Genomic DNA, 20,693 nt, shown 5'->3' on the forward strand with positions numbered 1-20,693 from the left:
GCCGTCGGCCCCGTAAACACGTCCCCACCTGCGCGGATGTATCCCGGCGCGCTTGCACACCCCGCGCCCCGTACCATGGGGTGAGGCCGTGGCATGTCAAGCCCGGCAGGGCCCGCGTAACACGTATGTACGCGCAGGCCGTCCTCACACTCCGGGAGAACGCCGCAATATGGCCACGCGCCACGACATTCGCAACGTTGCCATCGTCGCTCACGTCGACCACGGCAAGACGACCATCGTCGATGCCATGCTCAAGCAGGCCGGCTCCTTCGCCGCGCACGCCGCCGAGTCCCTCGACGACCGCATGATGGACTCGAACGACCTGGAGCGTGAGAAGGGCATCACGATCCTGGCCAAGAACACGGCCGTCAAGTACCACCCCAAGGATGGCGGCGACGTCATCACCATCAACATCATCGACACCCCCGGCCACGCCGACTTCGGCGGTGAGGTCGAGCGCGGCCTGTCGATGGTGGACGCCGTCGTGCTGCTGGTGGACGCCTCCGAGGGCCCGCTGCCGCAGACCCGCTTCGTGCTCCGCAAGGCGCTCCAGCAGCGGCTGCCGGTCATCCTCTGCATCAACAAGACGGACCGGCCCGACTCCCGGATCGACGAGGTCGTCAACGAGACGTACGACCTCTTCCTCGACCTGGACGCCGACGAGGACCAGATCGAGTTCCCGATCGTCTACGCCTGCGGCCGTGACGGCATCGCCTCGCTGACCAAGCCGGAGGACGGCACCGTCCCCGCCGACTCCACCAGCCTGGAGCCGTTCTTCTCCACCATCCTGGAGCACGTCCCGGCCCCGGTCTACGACGAGGCCGCCCCGCTGCAGGCCCACGTCACCAACCTGGACGCCGACAACTTCCTCGGCCGCATCGCGCTGCTCCGGGTCGAGCAGGGCGAGCTCAGGAAGGGCCAGACGGTCGCGTGGATCAAGCGTGACGGGACGATCAGCAACGTCCGCATCACCGAGCTGATGATGACCGAGGCGCTCACCCGCAAGCCCGCCGAGGTGGCCGGCCCCGGTGACATCTGCGCCGTCGCCGGTATCGCGGACATCATGATCGGCGAGACCCTCGCCGACCCCGAGAACCCGGTCGCGCTCCCGCTGATCACGGTCGACGAGCCGGCGATCTCCATGACCATCGGCACCAACACCTCGCCGCTGGTCGGTCGCGGCGGTACCGGCAAGGGCGCCGACGCGAAGGCGGCCGTCAAGGACCGCAAGGTCACCGCCCGTCAGGTCAAGGACCGCCTCGACCGCGAGCTGGTCGGCAACGTCTCGCTCCGCGTCCTGGACACCGAGCGTCCCGACGCCTGGGAGGTCCAGGGCCGTGGTGAGCTCGCGCTCGCCATCCTGGTCGAGCAGATGCGCCGCGAGGGCTTCGAGCTGACCATCGGCAAGCCCCAGGTCGTCACCAAGGAGGTCGACGGCAAGGTCTACGAGCCGGTCGAGCGCATGACGATCGACGTGCCCGAGGAGCACATGGGCGCGGTCACGCAGCTCATGGGTGTCCGCAAGGGCCGGATGGACAACATGTCCAACCACGGCTCCGGCTGGGTCCGCATGGAGTTCGTCGTGCCGTCCCGCGGCCTCATCGGGTTCCGCACCGAGTTCCTGACCCAGACCCGGGGTACGGGTATCGGACACTCCATCCACGAGGGCTTCGAGCCCTGGTTCGGCACCCTCCAGACCCGTAACAACGGGTCCCTGGTCGCCGACCGCGCCGGTGCCGTCACCGCGTTCGCGATGACGAATCTGCAGGAGCGCGGCGTGCTCTTCGTGGACCCGGGCACCGAGGTGTACGAGGGCATGATCGTCGGCGAGAACTCGCGCTCCGACGACATGGACGTCAACATCACCAAGGAGAAGAAGCTCACCAACATGCGGTCGTCCTCGGCCGATTCGTTCGAGGCGATCGTCCCGCCGCGCAAGCTCTCCCTGGAGCAGTCGCTGGAGTTCTGCCGCGACGACGAGTGCGTCGAGGTCACCCCGGAGGCCGTTCGCATTCGCAAGGTGAACCTGGACGCCCGCGAGCGCGCCCGTGCGGCGAGCCGCGCCAAGCACGGCTGACGTACCCCCGCACCTCACGCGGAAAAAACCCCGGCCCTCCGTCCCGGACGGAGGGCCGGGGTTTCGTTGTTCAGGCCGATTTAAGCGGCCCGCGGAGCCCTGTTCGGATATCGGTGCCGCGAGGATCAAGTTTCGGACGTGTAAACAAAAATAACTGACGATATGTCCGATTGGTCGATCTGCTGTCCCACCTGTCAAGCGCGTATAGGTGTCAATCTTTGCAATTTTTGCTCAAAATATTGACGGTAGGGAGATCCCTATGTCTTACGCCCTTGACGCGCGTTGATGCATTTGGCGACAGTTCCCCCAAACCACAGAACCTGCCGGTATCTGTGCTGCGCTCAACTCTCCAACCCCCCGGGGGAAGAACACACATGACCAGTCCGACGAAGGCCGAGGGCTCCGGGTCCGCGGTCGCCTTGGACCCTGAACTCGAAGCGACCTCCGAGGTTGCCGACAAGCCGAAGAAGCTTGAGGGTCGCTCTCCCGGGCAGTTGATGTGGCAGCGCTTCAGGCGTGACCGTACAGGGGTCTTCTGTGCCGGCGTAGTCATTTTCTTCTTCGTCGTCGCGCTGTCCGCGCCGCTGCTCACCGCGATCAGCGGCACCAACCCGTACACGCTGTACGGTCAGGACCCGACGTACGCGGACAAGCCGGTCCTGGACGAGTTCGGTCTTCCGCTCGGCTACTTCGGCGGGATGTCGGCCGATCACTGGTTCGGTGTGGAGCCGCAGTACGGCCGCGACCTGTTCGCCATGCTGGTGTACGGCATGCGGACGTCGCTGTTCATGGCGCTCGGAGTGTCGGTTCTGCTGACGGTGACGGGCGTGATCATCGGTCTGGTCGGCGGCTACTTCGCCGGTCGCACCGACTACTGGCTCGGCCGGGTCACGGACTTCTTCCTGTCCTTCCCGTCGCAGCTGTTCTTCATCGCCTTCATGCCCGTGGTGACCTCGTTCTTCGTGGACCCGCGGGACGAGACGCCCACGTACTTCCGGGCGCTGGCGATCCTGATCGTGCTGTGGGTGCTGGGCTGGATGGGTATGTCCCGCCTTGTCCGATCCGTGGTACTGGCCCTGCGTGAGCGGGAGTTCATCGAGGCCGCCAAGGTCTCCGGGGCCTCGCCGGGCCGGATCATCCGCAAGGAGGTCCTGCCGAACATCGTCACGCCGGTGCTCGTGCAGTTCACGTACCAGCTGCCCAGCACCATCCTCACCATCGCCTTCCTCTCCTTCGCGGGCGTCGGCTTCGTCGAGCCCACCCCGGACTGGGGGCGTCTGTTCGCCGCCGGCGCCGACTACACCCAGCAGGACCCTGCGTTCATCTTCTTCCCGGGTGTGGCGCTCGTGATCTTCATCCTGTGCTTCAACCTCCTCGGAGACTCGGTACGGGATGCCTTCGACCCCAAGTCCGGGCGCTGAGCCGTCCTTGGTGGGGGGTGGCTGCCGCCCCCACGTCGGCCTACCAGCCGCGTCAGGCAGTACATACGGATAACAACCGACAGGTAGGTGCATTCACCGCTATGAAGTCGTTCACCTCGCGCAGAGCGCGCGCCATCATGGTCGCCATCGCGGCCGGCTCCCTCGCGCTCACGGGCTGCTCGGAGAACACCGGAAACTCCAGTGGGGAGAAGGGCGAGAGCCAGGACAAGGCCAAGGAGCAGTCCCAGGGTGTTGCCTACCTGGACGCCAAGGCCTCGACCGGTCCGGCCGAAGAGGTCCCCGGGGCCAAGCCGGGCGGCACCGTCACGGTCTACCAGGAGTCCGGTCTCTCGCACATGGACCCGGGCCAGATCTACGTCTCGGACGCCGGTCAGTTCGCCAACCTGGTCTTCCGTGGCCTGACCAACTTCGAGGAGGACGGCAAGGGCGGCGTCGCCGTCGTGGGTGACCTCGCGACCGACTCCGGTAAGTCGTCCAACGACAACAAGACCTGGACGTTCAAGCTGAAGGACGGCATCAAGGACGAGAACGGCAAGGAGATAACCTCCGCCGACGTCCGCCACTCCGTCGAGCGCCTGTACGCCGAGTTCATCTTCGACGGTCCGACCTACCTGCAGACCTGGCTGAGCGGCGCGGACTACCGCAAGGCGCTGCCGGACGGCGGCTTCGGCAAGAAGCACCTGCCGGACTCGGTCCTGGAGACCCCGGACGACAAGACGATCGTCTTCCACTTCGACACCCCGCGTCCCGACCTGCCGATGACGCTGGCCATGCCGGGCTACTCCATCGTGCCGGAGGAGTCCGACACGAAGGAGAAGTACGACACGGCTCCGGTCGCCCTCGGCCCGTACAAGATCGCGGAGTTCAAGGCCGGCAAGACCCTGAAGCTCGTCAAGAACGAGAACTGGGACCCGAAGACGGACTCGGTGCGTCACCAGTACGTGGACGGCTTCAACTTCGAGTTCGGCATCACCGAGTCGTCCCAGACCAAGCGTCTGATCTCCGACCAGGGTGACGCCAAGAACGCCATCCAGTTCACCGGCGGTGTCGACGCCACCCAGATCCAGGACGTCATCGGCGCCCCGGAGGTCAACAAGCGCACCATCAAGGGCTACCAGCCCTACGTGATGACGCTGACCTTCAACATGGACCGCGTCAAGAACAAGGCCGTCCGTGACGCCGCCACCTACGCGGTGAACTCCAAGTCGCTGATCGCCGGTGAGGGTGGCGCGTTCGGTGGCGACGTCGCCCCGAACCTGTTCGCCCCGACCCTGCCGGGCTACGACGCGAAGTACGACCCCTACGGCCGTCTGAAGACGCCGGCGGGCAACATCGAGAAGGCCAAGGAACTGCTCGCCGACGTTCCGGCGTCCGAGAAGAAGCTGGTCTTCGCCTACGCCAACTCCGAGGCGGGCCAGAAGCGCAAGGTCGCCATCGAGGACGCCCTCGGCAAGGTCGGCATCGACGTCGTCTCCAAGGAGATCGACGCCGCGAGCTACTACGAGCAGATCGGCAAGCTCGACAACCCGTTCGACATCTACATCACCGGCTGGGGCCAGGACTGGCCGTCCGCCGCGACGGTCGTGACGCCGATCTACGACGGTGACCAGGTCGCCGACGGTGCGCCGAACTACTCCCACATCGACGACCCGAAGGTCCAGGAGCTGATCAAGAAGGCCCTGACCGAGCAGCCGGAGAAGGCCTCCAAGACGTGGGAAGACGCCCACAAGTACATCCTCGAGGAGATCAACCCGGCCGCCCCGCTGTGGTACACCAAGCAGTTCCAGCTCTACGGCTCGAACGTCGGCGGTGCCCGCTACAGCACTGAGTCCAGCTACCTGGACGTGACCCGAGTGTTCCTGAAGTCGTAGCTCTCTACGGCTGTTCGCGGGGGCGCGCACCAGGCGGAGCGCGCCCCCGCGGTTCCGTGAACCCGTCCACCGTCTCCGCAGAGAGCAGCCCCCCGCCATGCTTCAGTTCATCCTCCGGCGCTCGGTCGGTGCCGTCGTCACCTTGTTCCTGATCGGCGCCGCAACCTTCTTCCTCTTCGTCGCCGCGCCGTCCGACTACGCCTCCCTGGCCTGTGGCAAGGACTGCTCGCCCGAGCGACTGGAGGACATCCGGCAGGCCCTCGGCCTCAACCAGCCGCTTGCCACGCAGTTCTGGGAGTTCATGTCCGGCGTCGTGGCCGGCCGTGACTTCCCGCAGGGTGACTGCCCCGCCCCGTGCCTGGGCCGGTCGTTCTTCTACAACGACAACGTCACCGACATCATCCTGGACCGCCTCCCGCTGACCCTGTCCCTGACGGTCGGCGCCCTGGTCGTCTTCCTCTTCGTCGGAATCGGCGCGGGCATGCTCGCCGCCTACCGGCGCGGCACGATGATCGACAAGGCCGCCACCGGCGCGTCCATGGTGCTCAGCTCGTTCCAGATCTACTTCCTCGGCCCGATCGTGCTGCTGATCTTCGTGTACAGCACCGGCTGGGTGGAGAACCCGAAGTACATCCCGTTCACCGAGGACCCGTTCAACTGGCTCGCCGGTCTGTGGATCCCCATGGCCGTCATGGCGACGATCTTCACCGGCCAGTACACCCGTATGGCGCGCTCCTCGATGATCGAGCAGCTCCAGGAGGAGCACGTGCGCACCGCCCGGGCCAAGGGCATGGGCAAGAAGTACGTGTTCTTCCGCTACGCCTGGCGCGGTTCGCTCATCCCGATCGTGACCATCCTCGGCATCGACCTCAGCTCGCTGCTCGGCGGCGGTGTCGTCACCGAACTCACCTTTGACCTTCAGGGGATCGGCCGCCTCGCCGTGGATGGAGCGGTCACGAAGGACCTCCCGCTGACGATGGGCGTCATGCTGGTCGGAGCCTTCTTCATCCTGCTCCTCAACATCCTCGTCGACATCGCGTACGCCTGGATCGACCCGCGCGTCCGACTCTCCTAAGGAAGAACGAACCACCGTGACCACACTGACCAAAACCGAGGACGTGCCGGCCCCGACCGGGCCCGAGAGCTTCCTCTCGGTCCGTGACCTGCGGGTGCAGTTCTCCACCGAGGACGGCATCGTCAAGGCGGTCGACGGCCTCTCCTTCGATGTCGAACGCGGCAAGACCCTGGGCATCGTCGGCGAATCGGGCTCCGGCAAGTCCGTCACCAACCTGACCGTCCTGGGCCTGCACAACCCCCGGACCACCACCGTCGAGGGCGAGATCGTCCTGGACGGCCAGGAGCTCGTCACCGCCAAGGAGCACGAGCTGGAGAAGCTCCGCGGCAACAAGATGGCGATGATCTTCCAGGACCCGCTGACGGCGCTGTCGCCGTACTACACGGTGGGACGGCAGCTCTCCGAGCCGTACATGAAGCACATGGGCGCCTCCAAGAAGGAGGCCAAGAACCGGGCCGTCCAGATGCTGGAGAAGGTCGGCATCCCGCAGCCCAAGACGCGCTTCGACGACTACCCGCACCAGTTCTCCGGCGGTATGCGCCAGCGCGCGATGATCGCCATGGCCCTGATGTGCGACCCCGAGCTGCTGATCGCCGACGAGCCGACCACCGCGCTCGACGTGACCGTGCAGGCGCAGATCCTCGACCTGCTGAAGGACCTGCAGCAGGAGTTCGGCTCCGCGATCGTCTTCATCACCCACGACCTCGGCGTCATCGCCAACATGGCCGACGACCTGCTGGTGATGTACGCGGGCCGGGCCGTGGAGCGCGGCTCGGTCAAGGAAGTGCTGCGCGCCCCGAGGCACCCCTACACCTGGGGTCTGCTCAGCTCCATGCCGCGCCTCGACGGCGACATCCACCAGGAGCTGACGCCGATCCCGGGCAGCCCGCCGTCGCTGCTGAACCCGCCGACCGGCTGCCCCTTCCACCCGCGCTGCACCTTCCGCGACAAGGTGCCCGGCACGCTGTGCACCGACACCCGGCCGCCGCTGGGCGAGGGCCGTGCCTCCGCCTGCCACCTCTCGGCGGAGCAGAAGCAGACCATTTTCATCGACGAGATCCAGCCCCGGCTGCGCTAGGGAGAACCGAGATCATGAGCGAGAACCTCACCCTCCCCGCACAGCAGGGCTCCACACCCGCCTCCACGGAGCCGCTCCTGGAGGTCAAGGGCCTGACCAAGCACTTCCCGATCTACGGCGGCTTCCCGATCAAACGCAAGGTCGGCGCCGTGCAGGCCGTCGACGGCGTCGATCTGAGCGTCGGCGTCGGCGAGAGCCTCGGCCTGGTCGGCGAGTCGGGCTGCGGCAAGTCCACGACCGGACGTCTGATGACCCGGCTCCTGGAGCCGACCGCGGGCCAGATCACGTACGCCGGTCAGGACATCACCCGTGCCAAGCGCAAGCAGCTGGCGCCGGTGCGGTCCGAGATCCAGATGATCTTCCAGGACCCGTACTCCTCGCTGAACCCGCGGCAGACCGTCGGCTCCATCATCAAGTCCCCGATGGAGGTCAACGGAATCAACCCCGAGGGCGGCCGGGAGAAGCGCGTCCAGGAGCTGCTGGAGCTGGTCGGCCTCAACCCCGAGCACTACAACCGCTTCCCGCACGAGTTCTCCGGCGGTCAGCGCCAGCGCATCGGTGTGGCCCGCGCGCTCGCGCTGAACCCTAAGCTGATCGTGGCCGACGAGCCGGTCTCGGCGCTGGACGTGTCCATCCAGGCGCAGGTGGTGAACCTGCTCCAGAAGGTCCAGGACGAGCTGGGCATCGCCTTCGTCTTCATCGCCCACGACCTGGCGATCGTGCGGCACTTCTCGCAGCGCGTGGCCGTCATGTACCTCGGCAAGGTGGTCGAGGTCGGCGACCGGGACTCCATCTACAACCGGCCCCGGCACCCCTACACCCACGCCCTGCTCTCCGCGGTGCCCGAGGTGCAGGTGGACGACGAGGTCGAGCAGCGGGAGCGGATCCGGCTCTACGGTGACGTGCCCTCGCCGATCTTCCCGCCGTCCGGCTGCCGGTTCCGCACCCGCTGCTGGAAGGCGCAGGACAAGTGCGCCACGGAGGAGCCCCCGCTCGTGCAGATCTCGGGCAACCGCGGCGGCCACCTGACGGCGTGCCACTTCCCCGAGGAGCCGACCACCGTGGCCCGCGACGAGGACGTCGTCATGGACCCGGCGCTCATCGCTCTCGAGGCCGACCAGGACTGACTCCGCTTCACCTCTTCAGGGCCTGTCCGCCGGAGCAGGTCGCACCCCCAGCCGGGTGCGGCCCGCTCCGGAGGGCAGGCCCGACGCGTTTGTAGCCCATAGGGCCGCAAGAGTGTGCGCTCTGTGTCATATCGGCCGATATTTGCCGGTAGGAGCCCAGCGTCCCGGCGCTGGAAACACGGCGCAAGCACAGCGCAGTCATGAGGAGGACTCCATGCGTGGAGCCACGCACGCCAAATGGGCCGCATGCGCGGCGGCGGTAGCGCTCGCGGCGACGGCCTGCGGAGGCGGGGGCGGTGACAGCGGTGGGGACACCGGCGCGGTGCTGAGCTCCTCCTGGGGCGACCCGCAGAACCCGCTGGAGCCCGCCAACACCAACGAGGTGCAGGGCGGCAAGGTCCTCGACATGATCTTCCGCAGCCTGAAGAAGTACGACCCGGAGACGGGCGAGGCCGAGAACATGCTCGCCGACAGCATCGAGACGACCGACTCGCAGAACTTCACCGTCAAGATCAAGGACTGGACCTTCAGCAACGGCGAGAAGGTCACCGCCAAGTCCTTCGTGGACGCCTGGAACTACGGCGCCAGCCTGAAGAACAACCAGAAGAACGCCTACTTCTTCAGCTACATCGAGGGGTACGACAAGACCCACCCCGAGGACGGCAGCAAGCAGAGCGCCGACACCCTCTCCGGCCTGAAGGTCGTCGACGACAAGACGTTCACCGTCAAGCTCAGCCAGAAGTTCTCGACGTTCCCCGAGACCCTCGGCTATCCGGCGTTCGCCCCGCTGCCGCAGGCCTTCTTCGACGACCACGACGCCTGGCTGAGCAAGCCGGTCGGCAACGGCCCGTACACCATCGACTCCTACGCCAAGGGCTCGCAGATGTCGCTGCGCGCCTGGGACGGCTACCCCGGGGACGACAAGGCGCAGAACGGCGGTGTCGACCTGAAGGTGTACACCGACAACAACACCGCCTACACCGACCTGCTGGCCGGCAACCTCGACCTGGTCGACGACGTCCCCGCCGCCCAGCTCAAGAACGTCAAGGCCGACCTCGGCGACCGCTACCTCAACACCCCCGCCGGCATCATCCAGACGCTCGCCTTCCCCTTCTACGACGATGCCTGGAACAAGCCCGGCATGGAGAAGGTCCGCACGGGCCTGTCCCGGGCCATCGACCGGGACCAGATCACCGAGACCATCTTCCAGAAGACCCGCACCCCGGCCACCGACTGGACCTCCCCGGTGCTCGGCGAGGACGGCGGCTTCAAGGAAGGACTGTGCGGAGACGCGTGCGAGTACGACGCCGACGCCGCCAAGAAGCTCATCGAGGAGGGCGGCGGGCTCCCCGGCGGACAGGTCAAGATCACGTACAACGCGGACACCGGCTCGCACAAGGACTGGGTGGACGCCGTCTGCAACTCCATCAACAACGCGCTCGACAACGAACGCGCCTGCGTCGGCAACCCGGTCGGCACCTTCGCCGACTTCCGCAGTCAGATCACCGACCAGAAGATGCCCGGACCCTTCCGTGCGGGCTGGCAGATGGACTACCCGCTCATCCAGAACTTCCTCCAGCCGCTCTACTACACCAACGCCTCCTCCAACGACGGCAAGTGGTCCAACAAGGAGTTCGACGACCTGGTCGACAAGGCCAACGCCGAGAGCGACACCGCCACGGCGGTCGGCACCTTCCAGGACGCCGAGGAGGTCGTGCGGGACAACATGGCCGCCATCCCGCTCTGGTACCAGAACGGCAGCGCGGGCTACTCGGAGCGGCTGTCCGAGGTGAAGCTCAACCCGTTCAGCGTCCCCGTCTACAACGAGATCAAGGTCGGCTGAGCGCCCATGGGACGGTACGTCGTCCGGCGCCTGCTCCAGATGATCCCGGTCTTCATCGGGGCGACCCTGCTGATCTTCCTCATGGTGAACGTGATGGGCGACCCCATCGCGGGACTCTGCGGCGACCGGCAGTGCGACCCGGCGACGGCCGCCCAGCTGGAGAAGGAGTTCGGTCTCGACAAGCCGGTCTGGCAGCAATACCTGACGTACATGGGGAACGTCTTCACCGGCGACTTCGGCACCGCGTTCAACGGGCAGGAGGTCACCGAGCTGATGGCGACGGCGTTCCCGGTGACCATCCGGCTGACGATCGTCGCGATCCTCTTCGAGATCGTCATCGGCATCACGCTCGGTGTCATCACCGGTCTGCACCGCGGCCGGCCCGTCGACACCGGGGTCCTGCTGGTCACCCTCGTGGTGATCTCGGTGCCCACCTTCGTCACGGGCCTGCTGCTCCAGCTGCTGCTCGGCGTGGAGTGGGGCTGGATCAAGCCCTCCGTCTCCACCGAGGCCACGTTCGGCGAGCTGATCGTGCCGGGCCTGGTCCTCGCCTCGGTCTCCCTCGCCTACGTCACCCGGCTGACCCGGACCTCCATCGCGGAGAACAAGCGGTCCGACTACGTCCGTACGGCCGTCGCCAAGGGCCTGCCCCGGCGCCGGGTGATCACCAGGCATCTGCTGCGCAACTCGCTGATCCCGGTGGTCACCTTCATCGGCACCGACATCGGCGCGCTGATGGGCGGCGCGATCGTCACCGAGCGGATCTTCAACATCCACGGCGTGGGCTACCAGCTGTACCAGGGCATCCTGCGGCAGAACACCCAGACGGTGGTCGGCTTCGTGACCGTCCTCGTCCTGGTCTTCCTCGTCGCCAACCTGCTCGTCGACCTGCTCTACGCCGTACTCGATCCGAGGATCCGCTATGCCTGAACCCCGCGAACCCGAGGGTGTCATCGCCTCGACCGGCATGGGGGGCGCCATGGATCTGGCGACGTCGGAGGGGGAGAGCCTGGAGAAGACGCCGGGCGGCCCGGCCGGCACCGGCCCGCAGGACAAGCCCCGCTCGCTGTGGTCCGACGCCTGGCGCGACCTGCGGCGCAACCCGGTCTTCATCATCGCCGGGCTGGTCATCCTCTTCCTGGTCTTCATCTCCCTGTGGCCGGGTGCCATCACCTGGATGAGCCCGCTCAAGTGCGACCTGGCCAAGGCCCAGCAGGGCTCCCAGCCCGGCCATCCCTTCGGCTTCAACGGCCAGGGCTGCGACGTGTACACCCGTACCGTCTACGGCGCCCGTACGTCCGTGACGGTCGGCGTCTGCGCCACGCTCGGGGTGGCGATCCTCGGCAGCGTGCTCGGCGGGCTCGCGGGGTTCTTCGGCGGGACGTGGGACTCGGTGCTGTCCCGGATCACGGACGTGTTCTTCGCGATCCCCGTCGTCCTCGGCGGACTCGTGCTGCTGTCGGTGGTCACCAACAACAGCATCTGGCCGGTGATCGGGTTCATGGTGCTGCTGGGCTGGCCGCAGATCTCCCGTATCGCCAGGGGCTCGGTCATCACCGTCAAGCAGAACGACTACGTCCAGGCCGCCCGCGCGCTCGGCGCCTCCAACTCCCGCATGCTGCTGCGGCACATCACGCCCAACGCGGTCGCCCCGGTCATCGTCGTGGCGACCATCGCGCTCGGCACGTACATCGCCCTCGAGGCGACCCTGTCCTACCTCGGCGTCGGCCTGAAACCGCCGAGCGTCTCCTGGGGCATCGACATCTCGGCGGCCTCCCCCTACATCCGCAACGCCCCGCACGCCCTGCTCTGGCCCTCGGGCGCCCTGGCGATCACCGTCCTGGCCTTCATCATGCTCGGCGACGCGGTGCGCGACGCCCTCGACCCGAAGCTGAGGTGAGACGTGCTGCTCGAAGTGCGTGATCTGCACGTGGAGTTCCGGACCAGGGACGGTGTCGCCAAGGCCGTCAACGGCGTCACCTACGGCGTGGACGCGGGCGAGACCCTCGCCGTGCTCGGCGAGTCCGGCTCCGGCAAGTCGGTCACCGCGCAGACCGTCATGGGCATCCTCGACATGCCCCCGGGACGGATCACCGCGGGCGAGATCCTCTTCCAGGGCAAGGACCTGCTGAAGCTGAAGGAGGAGGAGCGCCGGAAGATCCGCGGCGCCGAGATGGCGATGATCTTCCAGGACGCGCTGTCGTCCCTGAACCCCGTGCTCAGCGTCGGCGACCAGCTCGGCGAGATGTTCGTCGTGCACCGGGGGATGTCGAAGAAGGACGCGCGGGCCAAGGCCGTGGAGCTGATGGACCGGGTCCGCATCCCCGCCGCCCGGGAACGGGTCAAGCAGTACCCCCACCAGTTCTCCGGCGGCATGCGCCAGCGCATCATGATCGCCATGGCGCTGGCCCTGGAGCCCGCCCTGATCATCGCCGACGAGCCGACCACCGCCCTGGACGTCACGGTCCAGGCCCAGGTCATGGAGCTGCTCGCGGAGTTGCAGCGCGAGTACAACATGGGCCTGATCCTCATCACCCACGACCTCGGCGTGGTCGCGGACGTCGCCGACCGGATCGCCGTGATGTACGCGGGCCGGATCGTGGAGTCGGCTCCCGTCCACAACATCTACAAGGCACCGGCCCACCCCTACACCCGGGGCCTGCTCGACTCCATCCCCCGCCTCGACCAGAAGGGCCAGGAGCTCTACGCCATCAAGGGACTGCCGCCGAACCTCATGCACATCCCGCCCGGCTGCGCCTTCCACCCGCGCTGCCCCATGGCCCAGGACGTGTGCCGCACCGACGAACCTCCGCTGTACGAGGTGACCTCCTCGGACGAGGAGCGGGGCAGCGCCTGCCACTTCTGGCGGGAGTGCCTCCATGGCTGAGCCGATCCTCCAGGTCCGGGGCCTGGTCAAGCACTACCCGCTGACCACGGGCATCCTCTTCAAGAAGCAGGTCGGCGCGGTGAAGGCCGTGGACGGCGTGGACTTCGAACTGGACCAGGGCGAAACCCTCGGCATCGTCGGGGAGTCCGGCTGCGGCAAGTCGACGGTCGCCAAGCTGCTGGTCCACCTGGAGCGGCCGACGGCGGGTTCGATCCGGTACAAGGGCGAGGACATCGGCAAGCTCTCCGGCAAGGCCCTGAGAGCCGTCCGCCGCAACATCCAGATGGTCTTCCAGGACCCCTACACCTCCCTCAACCCCCGCATGACGGTCGGCGACATCATCGGGGAGCCCTACGACATCCACCCCGAGGTGGCCCCGAAGGGCGACCGGCGCCGCAAGGTGCAGGACCTGCTGGACGTCGTCGGCCTCAACCCGGAGTACATCAACCGCTATCCGCACCAGTTCTCCGGCGGCCAGCGCCAGCGCATCGGCATCGCCCGCGGTCTCGCGCTGCGCCCCGAGGTCATCGTCGCCGACGAACCGGTCTCCGCCCTGGACGTCTCGGTCCAGGCCCAGGTCATCAACCTGATGGACCGCCTGCAGAAAGAGTTCGACCTCTCCTACATCTTCATCGCCCACGACCTGTCGATCGTCCGGCACATCTCCGACCGGGTCGGCGTGATGTACCTCGGCCGCATCGTGGAGATCGGCAAGGACGCCGAGATCTACGACCACCCGACGCACCCCTACACCCAGGCGCTGCTGTCCGCGGTCCCCGTCCCCGACCCCGAGGCCCGGGAACACCGCGAGCGGATCATCCTGGCCGGCGACGTCCCGTCGCCGACGAACATCCCCTCCGGCTGCCGCTTCCGCACCCGCTGCTGGAAGGCCCAGGAACGCTGCGCCCAGGAGGTCCCCCTCCTCGCGGTCCCCTCCCACCTCAGTCTCCTGGAGGGTCCCGCCGCACACGACTCGGCCTGCCACTTCGCGGAGGAGAAGCAGGTCGTGCCGACGGAGGGCCGGGAGTAACACGGAGGCAACTCCCCTGACCCGGTTCCGATATACGGACGCGTCAGTCTGAACACCGTACGGCCGTGCGGGTGCCGTAAACGGACCGGGGCACGCCATGTCGCCCCGGTCCGTTGCCGTTCCTACAGCCCCAGCGAGCGCTTCAGGAAGTCCACCTGGAGCAGCAGCAGATTCTCCGCGACCTGCTCCTGGGGCGTTATGTGCGTCACGCCCGACAGGGGCAGGACCTCGTGCGGGCGGCCCGCCGAGAGCAGGGCCGAGGACAGCCGGAGGGCGTGCGCGAACACCACGTTGTCGTCGGCCGTGCCGTGCACGATCATCAGCGGGCGGTGGCCCTCGGCGGGGGCGGACAGACCCTCGTCCGTCACCAGGGAACTCTTCGCGTACGACTCCGGATGCGCGGCCGGGCCGCCCAGATACCGCTCCGTGTAATGGGTGTCGTACAGCCGCCAGTCCGTGACCGGCGCGCCCGCGATGCCGGCGTGGAAGACGTCCGGGCGGCGCAGCACCGCGAGCGCCGCCAGCCAGCCGCCGAAGGACCAGCCGCGGATCGCCACCCGGGACAGATCGAGCGGGTGGGTCTTCGCGAGGTCCTGGAGGGCATCGATCTGGTCGTCGAGGGCAACCGTCAGATCGTGGTGGATCGCCTTCTCCCACGCGGGCGAGCGGCCCGGCGTGCCCCGGCCGTCGGCCACGACCACGGCGAACCCCTGGTCGGCGAACCACTGCGAGGTGAGCAGCGCGTTGTGCGCGGCGACCACCCGCGGGCCGTGCGGACCGCCATAAGGGTCCAGCAGCACCGGCAGGGGGGCGCCACCGCGGTAGTCCGTTGGCATAAGCACGGCGCACGGGACACGCCGTGCGCCCCCTTGGGTGAACGTCACGCGCGGGGACATACCGGGATTTTCGGCGTGCGAGGGAATGGTCGCGGTCAGCTTCCCGTCCCGGAAGACCCGCACCCGCCACCCCGGCCGGTCCAGGGACGCGGACACCAATACGGTCACGCCGCCGGCGCGCACCGCCGAGTGCACCCCGGGCTCCTGCGACAGGCGCTCCACCCCGAGTTCGTTCACCCGGTAGACATGCACCTCGCCGATCTCCGGCTCGGCCGCGGCTTCCCCGGCGGACGCCGAGACCAGCACGTCGTCGTCCGAGACGTCGAGTACCGCACGGATGTGCAACTGCGCTCCCGTCAGCGGCCGTTCACCTACCGCGAGGACCCGCGCGCCACCCTCGTCGATGATCCGCACCAGTCGCCCGGAGGGGGTCCAGCACGGCACCCCAGGGAAAAGTTCCAGCCAAGTTGGATCTTCGTCCGCATGCACCATCCGGGTCGTCCCGGACGCCGGGTCCACGGCCAGGAACAGCTGGCTGCGCTGGTCGCGCGCCTGTACGAGCAGCAGTGGCGCACCCGCCGCTGACCAGTGCACATGCGCCAGATACGGATAGCGGGCCCGGTCCCACAGCACCTCCGTGCGCCCCCCGTCGAGGCCGATCACGAACAGCCGTACGTCCGCGTTGGCGGTCCCCGCCGCCGGATACGCCACCTCCTGCGGCGCACGTTCCGGATGGGCCGGATCGGCGATCCACCACCGGCTCACCGGCGTGTCGTCCACCCGTGCCACCAGCAGCCGGTCGGAGTCCGGACCCCACCAAAAGCCCCGCGAACGCCCCATCTCCTCGGCCGCGACGAACTCCGCCAGACCGTACGAAACCTGCTCCGACCCGTCCTCGGCCAGGGTCCGTTCCCCCTCGCCCTCGGCACCGACCACGCGCAGGGCGCCCCCGGCGACGTAGGCGACATGGCGGCCGTCGGGGGAGGGGCGCGGGTCGATCACCGGTCCCCGGACGGGGAGCTCGCGTGCCGTCCCGGCCCGCAGCTCGGCCACGAAAAGGCGGCCTGACAAGGCGAAAGCCGCCAACTCCAGGGCCGCGTCGGTGGCATAGCCGACGATGCCGGCGCCCCCCTCGCGGCTGCGTTCGCGCCGGGCGCGCTCCTGCGCGGAGAGGCGTTCCGCCGTACCGCCGAGGAGGGCGCGCGGGTCCGCCGCCACGCGCTCCCCACCGCCCTTCGAGTCGAGCACCCACAGCGCGTTGGCCCGGTCCGTACCGGAGGAGGAGCGCAGGAACGCGACCCGCGAACCGTCGGGCGCCACGGTGAACGCGCGCGGCGCGCCGAGCGTGAACCGCTGGGTCCGGGCGTGCCGCCGGGGGAAGGAGTCAGACCTCGTCGTCATGGACCGACCATATTGGCCATGCGCCCCCTTGTGCGGCCGTGCGCCATCCGATGCGCACGTACGGATAGTTATGATCACTAGCGCATAGTGGGTATGAACCCGCTGGCTGTGATGTGGATTTATCTGCCCCCCAAGTCCGACCCCCCGCGCTCCTGGGATCTTTGGAGGTGAGCCGCCGTGGCACTCTCGATTTCGGCGGTGGTGCTGCTGGCGATCATCGTCTTCTTGCTCGTCAAGAAGTCGGGACTGAAGGGCGGTCATGCGCTCGTCTGCATCCTGCTCGGTTTCTATCTCGCCTCCTCGACCATGGCGCCCACGATCAACGACCTGACCACGAGCGTGGCCAGCATGATCGGCAGCATCAAGTTCTGATCACCCCGGGGCCGCCCCCTTAGGGTGGGGACCATGACGGAACTGCCCTCCCGGCGTCTGCTGCTGGTGCACGCGCACCCGGACGACGAGTCGATCAACAACGGCGCGACGATGGCCGCGTACGCCGCCGAGGGTGCCCATGTGACCCTGGTCACCTGCACGCTCGGCGAGCGCGGCGAGGTCATCCCGCCCGCCCTCGCCCATCTGTCCGGCACCACCCTCGGCGAGTACCGCCTGGGCGAGCTGACCGCCGCCATGCGCGCCCTCGGCGTCGACGACTTCCGGCTGCTCGGCGGCCCCGGCCGCTACCGCGACTCCGGGATGATGGGCCTGCCCGACAACGACGACCCGGACTGCTTCTGGCAGGCCGACGTCGACGAGGCCGCCGGCCACCTCCTGGAGGTGATCCGCGAGGTACGCCCCCAGGTCCTCGTCACGTACGACGAGAACGGCGGCTACGGCCACCCGGACCACATCCAGGCCCACCGCGTCGCCATGCGCGCCGCCGAGCTCGCGGCCGGGGCGGGCTGCCCGGTCGCCAAGGTCTACTGGAACCGCGTCCCGCGCACCGTCGGCGAACAGGCGTTCGCCCGTCTGGCGGCCGCCCTGCCTCAGCTGCCCTTCACCAAGGCGGCCGCCCTCGACGACGTGCCCGGAGTGGTCGACGACGAGCGGATCACGACCGTCGTCGACGGCACCGCGCACTCCGCGGCCAAGACCGCCGCGATGGCCGCGCACGCCACCCAGATCGAGGTGTCGGGGGAGTACTTCGTCCTCTCCAACGACCTCGCCCAGCCCGTCTTCACCACCGAGTACTACGAGTTGGCGCGCGGCGAGCGAAGCGAGATGGGGGTCCCCCCGGCCGACCTCTGGGGGAGGGCCGCTACGCCGGAGACCGACCTGTTCGCGGGGATCGAGGACGCGTGATGAAGAACGACCGGACGCCGCTGCTCGCCCAGCCAGTCGGGCTGCCCTCCTTCACCCGGTTCGCCCTGCTGCTCGGCCTCTTCGTGCTCGGCGCGCTCGTCGCGGCCGCCGGCGCGCTGATCCAGGGGGCGTGGTTCCCGGGCGGGCTGCTGCTCGCGCTCGCCGGTGAGATCGGGCTCTGTCTCGGCGGGGCCCTGCTCACCCGCGGCCGGGCCGGGGCCGTCGCGCCCGCCGGCGGCTGGATGCTCGCCGTGATCCTGCTCACCGCCAGCCGCCCCGAGGGCGACTTCGTCTTCGCCTCGGACGGCGGCTCCTACATCTTCCTGCTCGGCGGTATGGCCACGGCTGTGATGTGCGCCACCCTCGCCCCCACGCGGCAACCGGAGGGCGACGACGTCCGACTTGGGAAGTGACGTACTGCTTCTCCGCGCCGCACACGTGCGAGTCCCGTGGGGGTTTCCCCGGCGGTCGTGGGATACGCGCCAGAGGTGGCCAGTATGGTGGTGCGCGCCGCCGAGCCGCCCGGAGCAGTGAGGACGAGTCGGGCGGCGGAGCCAACCGGGAGAACCTGCCTTGAGTCGTGAAACTGACAGTCCGTCCTCCGGGCCCAACGGGCGCGGCGGAGCCGCTTACCCTTCGGGCACGCCGCCTTACGGGACGCCTGCGGTTCCCGACGGCGGTCCGGATGCGGGCCGTTCGGCCGCGCGGCCGGAGGACCGCAAGACCGAGACCACACTGACGACCCGGATCCGGATCAACATCCCCGGATCGCGGCCCATTCCGCCGGTCGTCGTGCGCAAGCCGGTCGGGGACAGCGAGAACCCCGACGCGGGCGCCGGGACCGAGCCGCCCGCGCCGGGTGCCGCCGCGTCCGCGTCCGCGCCCGAGCCTTCCGCCGAGCCCGCGGCTCCGGCCGAGGAGAAGGCGAGCGAGTGGTTCGTACCGCGCAAGTCCGCGCCCCCGAAAGCCGGTAGCGGCGGCGGCCAGAGCAACGGCGCCGGTGCGCCCGGCGGTTCGGCGCCCTCGGCTCCGCGCCCCGGCGCGGGTGCGGCCGGTGCGCCGGGTACGGCCGGTGGCTCGGGCGCGCCGCGGCCCGGTGGGGTCGTCGGCTCCATGAACATGCAGGGCGGCGCCCGCCCCGGCGCCGGCAACGGCGCTGGACCGGCGGGCGCGACCGGCGGACCGGTGGCGCCCGGCCACGGCGGCGGCACCGGCTCCTTCGACGTGACCGAGGCGCTGGCCGCAGGCCCGCGGGGCCCCGCCGCCCGCCCCGGCGACGAGGCGCGCCGCGACGACCTGCCGTACTTCTCCGACAACGCCGGCCAGAACGGCCACGGCGCCCAGGGCGTGCCCGGCGGCCCGGCCGGTCCCGGCGGGCCCAGTGGCCCCAGTGGCTTCAACGGCCCCGGTGGCCCCGGCGCCCCCGGCGGCCCGGGCGGACAGCAGGGTCCCGCGGGTCCGACGACCGGCCCCGTGACCGGTGACAGCCCCCTGGCGCCCCCCATGGGCGCCGGCCCCGGCCCGATGGGCGGCGCCCCCGGCATGCACGGCCCCGGCGGCGGCCTGAGCGACGACACCGCGATCCTCACCCCGCAGAAGCCGGCCCCCGAGCCCGGCACTCCGGGCTACGGCAACCCCGCCGACAACGTCTCCGGGCACACCGTCACCAGCGGTATCCCGGTGGTCCCGCCCGCCGTCCAGCACCCCTTCGGGCCGGGCGCGCCCACCGGCGGACCGCTGCCGCACACGCCCCCCAAGCTGCCCGAGCCGGTCTCCCCGAACGTGCCGGCCGCGCCCGCGCCGAAGAAGAAGAAAGGCCGCGGCAAGCGGGGTCTGCTCACCGGCGGCGTGATCGTCCTGGCCGGTGGCCTGTACGGCGCCGGGCTGCTGATGAACCACTCCGACGTGCCCAAGGGCACCACCGTGCTCGGCGTCGACATCGGCGGCGGTACCCGTGACGACGCGGTCAAGAAGCTCGACGACGCCTTCGAGGACCGCGTGAACAAGGAGCTGAAGCTGACGGTCGGCGGCAGAACCGTCGCCCTCGAGCCGGACCAGGCGGGGCTCCAGTTCGACGCCGTGGCCACCGTCAGCGAGGCCGCGCAGAGCGACTACAACCCGGTCTCCGTGGTCGGTTCGCTCTTCGGCCAGGAGCGCGTGGTCGAGCCGGTCATGCCGGTCGACGAGGAGAAGCTGCAGGCCGCGCTGGAGAACGCCGGCGGCGGCTCCGGATCGCTGACCGACGGCACCATCAGGTTCGAGTCGGGCAAGGCCGTCCCCGTGTACGGCAAGGCGGGCCAGGGCATCGACGTCGCCGGGTCGACCGACGCGGTCGAGGAGGCGTACCGCACCCAGGTGGAGACCGGCACGGCCCCCGCGGTGCGCGTCGCGACGACCGCCAAGGAGCCGACGGTCGACAAGTCCGAGGTCGACCGGATGATGAAGGAGTACGCCGAGCCCGCGATGTCGGCCAACGTCATCGTGCGCACGGACGCCACCCGCTTCATCGAGTTCAGCCCGGAGAACTCCCTGTGGAAGTTCCTCCGCGTCAAGGCCGTCGACGGCAAGCTCGTCGACAGTCCCGACCTGAAGGCGCTCGAGGAGCTCTACGGCCAGACCTTCGACGGCGTGCAGATCACCCGGGGCACCGGCAAGAAGACGGCCGTCACCCCACAGGACGTCTATGCCGCCCTGCGCCAGGCCCTGCTGAGCACGTCCGACCGGGAC

16 protein-coding genes are annotated in these 20,693 nt (G+C 68.9%); 15 read left to right on the top strand and 1 reads right to left on the bottom strand.

Features of this window, described 5'->3' with window-relative positions; translation table 11 throughout:
- The first annotated feature begins 169 nt into the window (after positions 1 to 169).
- From typA to M8H82_RS26145, 11 genes are all read left to right on the top strand, one after another.
- On the top strand, positions 170 to 2,077 hold the full coding sequence (gene typA, locus M8H82_RS26095) for a translational GTPase TypA (protein WP_250077475.1): 1,908 nt from the start codon (positions 170 to 172) through the stop codon (positions 2,075 to 2,077).
- 374 nt (positions 2,078 to 2,451) lie between these two features.
- Entirely contained in the window at positions 2,452 to 3,498 is a 1,047-nt protein-coding gene (locus M8H82_RS26100; protein WP_250077476.1) for an ABC transporter permease, read from the top strand.
- A 101-nt stretch (positions 3,499 to 3,599) separates the two neighbouring features.
- A complete protein-coding gene (locus M8H82_RS26105; RefSeq protein ID WP_250077477.1) occupies positions 3,600 to 5,390 on the top strand; it encodes an ABC transporter substrate-binding protein in 1,791 nt (596 codons plus the stop codon).
- Between the two features lie 97 nt (positions 5,391 to 5,487).
- Entirely contained in the window at positions 5,488 to 6,465 is a 978-nt protein-coding gene (locus M8H82_RS26110; protein WP_250077478.1) for an ABC transporter permease, read from the top strand.
- A gap of 16 nt (positions 6,466 to 6,481) precedes the next feature.
- Positions 6,482 to 7,543 (top strand): ABC transporter ATP-binding protein, encoded by a 1,062-nt coding sequence (locus M8H82_RS26115; RefSeq protein ID WP_250077479.1) that lies wholly within the window; start codon positions 6,482 to 6,484, stop codon positions 7,541 to 7,543.
- A gap of 14 nt (positions 7,544 to 7,557) precedes the next feature.
- Positions 7,558 to 8,670: an ABC transporter ATP-binding protein gene (locus M8H82_RS26120; RefSeq protein WP_250077480.1), complete on the top strand. Its 1,113-nt coding sequence runs from the start codon at positions 7,558 to 7,560 to the stop codon at positions 8,668 to 8,670.
- 214 nt (positions 8,671 to 8,884) lie between these two features.
- Positions 8,885 to 10,513 (top strand): ABC transporter substrate-binding protein, encoded by a 1,629-nt coding sequence (locus M8H82_RS26125; RefSeq protein WP_250077481.1) that lies wholly within the window; start codon positions 8,885 to 8,887, stop codon positions 10,511 to 10,513.
- A 6-nt stretch (positions 10,514 to 10,519) separates the two neighbouring features.
- On the top strand, positions 10,520 to 11,443 hold the full coding sequence (locus tag M8H82_RS26130) for an ABC transporter permease (protein ID WP_250077482.1): 924 nt from the start codon (positions 10,520 to 10,522) through the stop codon (positions 11,441 to 11,443).
- On the top strand, positions 11,436 to 12,413 hold the full coding sequence (locus M8H82_RS26135; RefSeq protein WP_250077483.1) for an ABC transporter permease: 978 nt from the start codon (positions 11,436 to 11,438) through the stop codon (positions 12,411 to 12,413). The genes M8H82_RS26130 and M8H82_RS26135 overlap by 8 nt, the downstream gene beginning before the upstream one ends.
- Positions 12,414 to 12,416: 3 nt before the next feature.
- Complete coding sequence (locus M8H82_RS26140) at positions 12,417 to 13,400, top strand: ABC transporter ATP-binding protein (RefSeq protein ID WP_250077484.1); 984 nt, start codon at positions 12,417 to 12,419, stop codon at positions 13,398 to 13,400.
- Positions 13,393 to 14,430, top strand: a complete 1,038-nt coding sequence (locus tag M8H82_RS26145) for an ABC transporter ATP-binding protein (protein WP_250077485.1) — start codon at positions 13,393 to 13,395, stop codon at positions 14,428 to 14,430. The genes M8H82_RS26140 and M8H82_RS26145 overlap by 8 nt, the downstream gene beginning before the upstream one ends.
- Positions 14,431 to 14,552: 122 nt before the next feature.
- On the opposite strand, the gene M8H82_RS26150 is transcribed toward M8H82_RS26145, so the two are convergent.
- Entirely contained in the window at positions 14,553 to 16,667 is a 2,115-nt protein-coding gene (locus tag M8H82_RS26150) for a S9 family peptidase (protein WP_250077486.1), read from the bottom strand.
- Positions 16,668 to 16,844: 177 nt separating this feature from the next.
- Here M8H82_RS26150 and M8H82_RS26155 point away from each other — a divergent pair, with 177 nt between their 5' ends.
- From M8H82_RS26155 to M8H82_RS26170, 4 genes are all read left to right on the top strand, one after another.
- Positions 16,845 to 17,039 (top strand): hypothetical protein, encoded by a 195-nt coding sequence (locus M8H82_RS26155; RefSeq protein ID WP_250077487.1) that lies wholly within the window; start codon positions 16,845 to 16,847, stop codon positions 17,037 to 17,039.
- A gap of 33 nt (positions 17,040 to 17,072) precedes the next feature.
- The gene (mshB, locus tag M8H82_RS26160; RefSeq protein ID WP_250077488.1) at positions 17,073 to 17,966 is read left to right on the top strand and encodes an N-acetyl-1-D-myo-inositol-2-amino-2-deoxy-alpha-D-glucopyranoside deacetylase; all 894 of its coding nucleotides are present in this window, start codon (positions 17,073 to 17,075) and stop codon (positions 17,964 to 17,966) included.
- Positions 17,966 to 18,379, top strand: a complete 414-nt coding sequence (locus M8H82_RS26165) for a DUF6113 family protein (protein ID WP_250077489.1) — start codon at positions 17,966 to 17,968, stop codon at positions 18,377 to 18,379. The genes mshB and M8H82_RS26165 overlap by 1 nt, the downstream gene beginning before the upstream one ends.
- A gap of 160 nt (positions 18,380 to 18,539) precedes the next feature.
- The coding region (locus M8H82_RS26170; protein WP_250077490.1) for a hypothetical protein at positions 18,540 to 20,693 on the top strand (2,154 nt) is incomplete at its 3' end.

The organism is Streptomyces sp. YS415 (genome assembly GCF_023544665.1).
Taxonomy (GTDB): Bacteria; Actinomycetota; Actinomycetes; order Streptomycetales; family Streptomycetaceae; genus Streptomyces.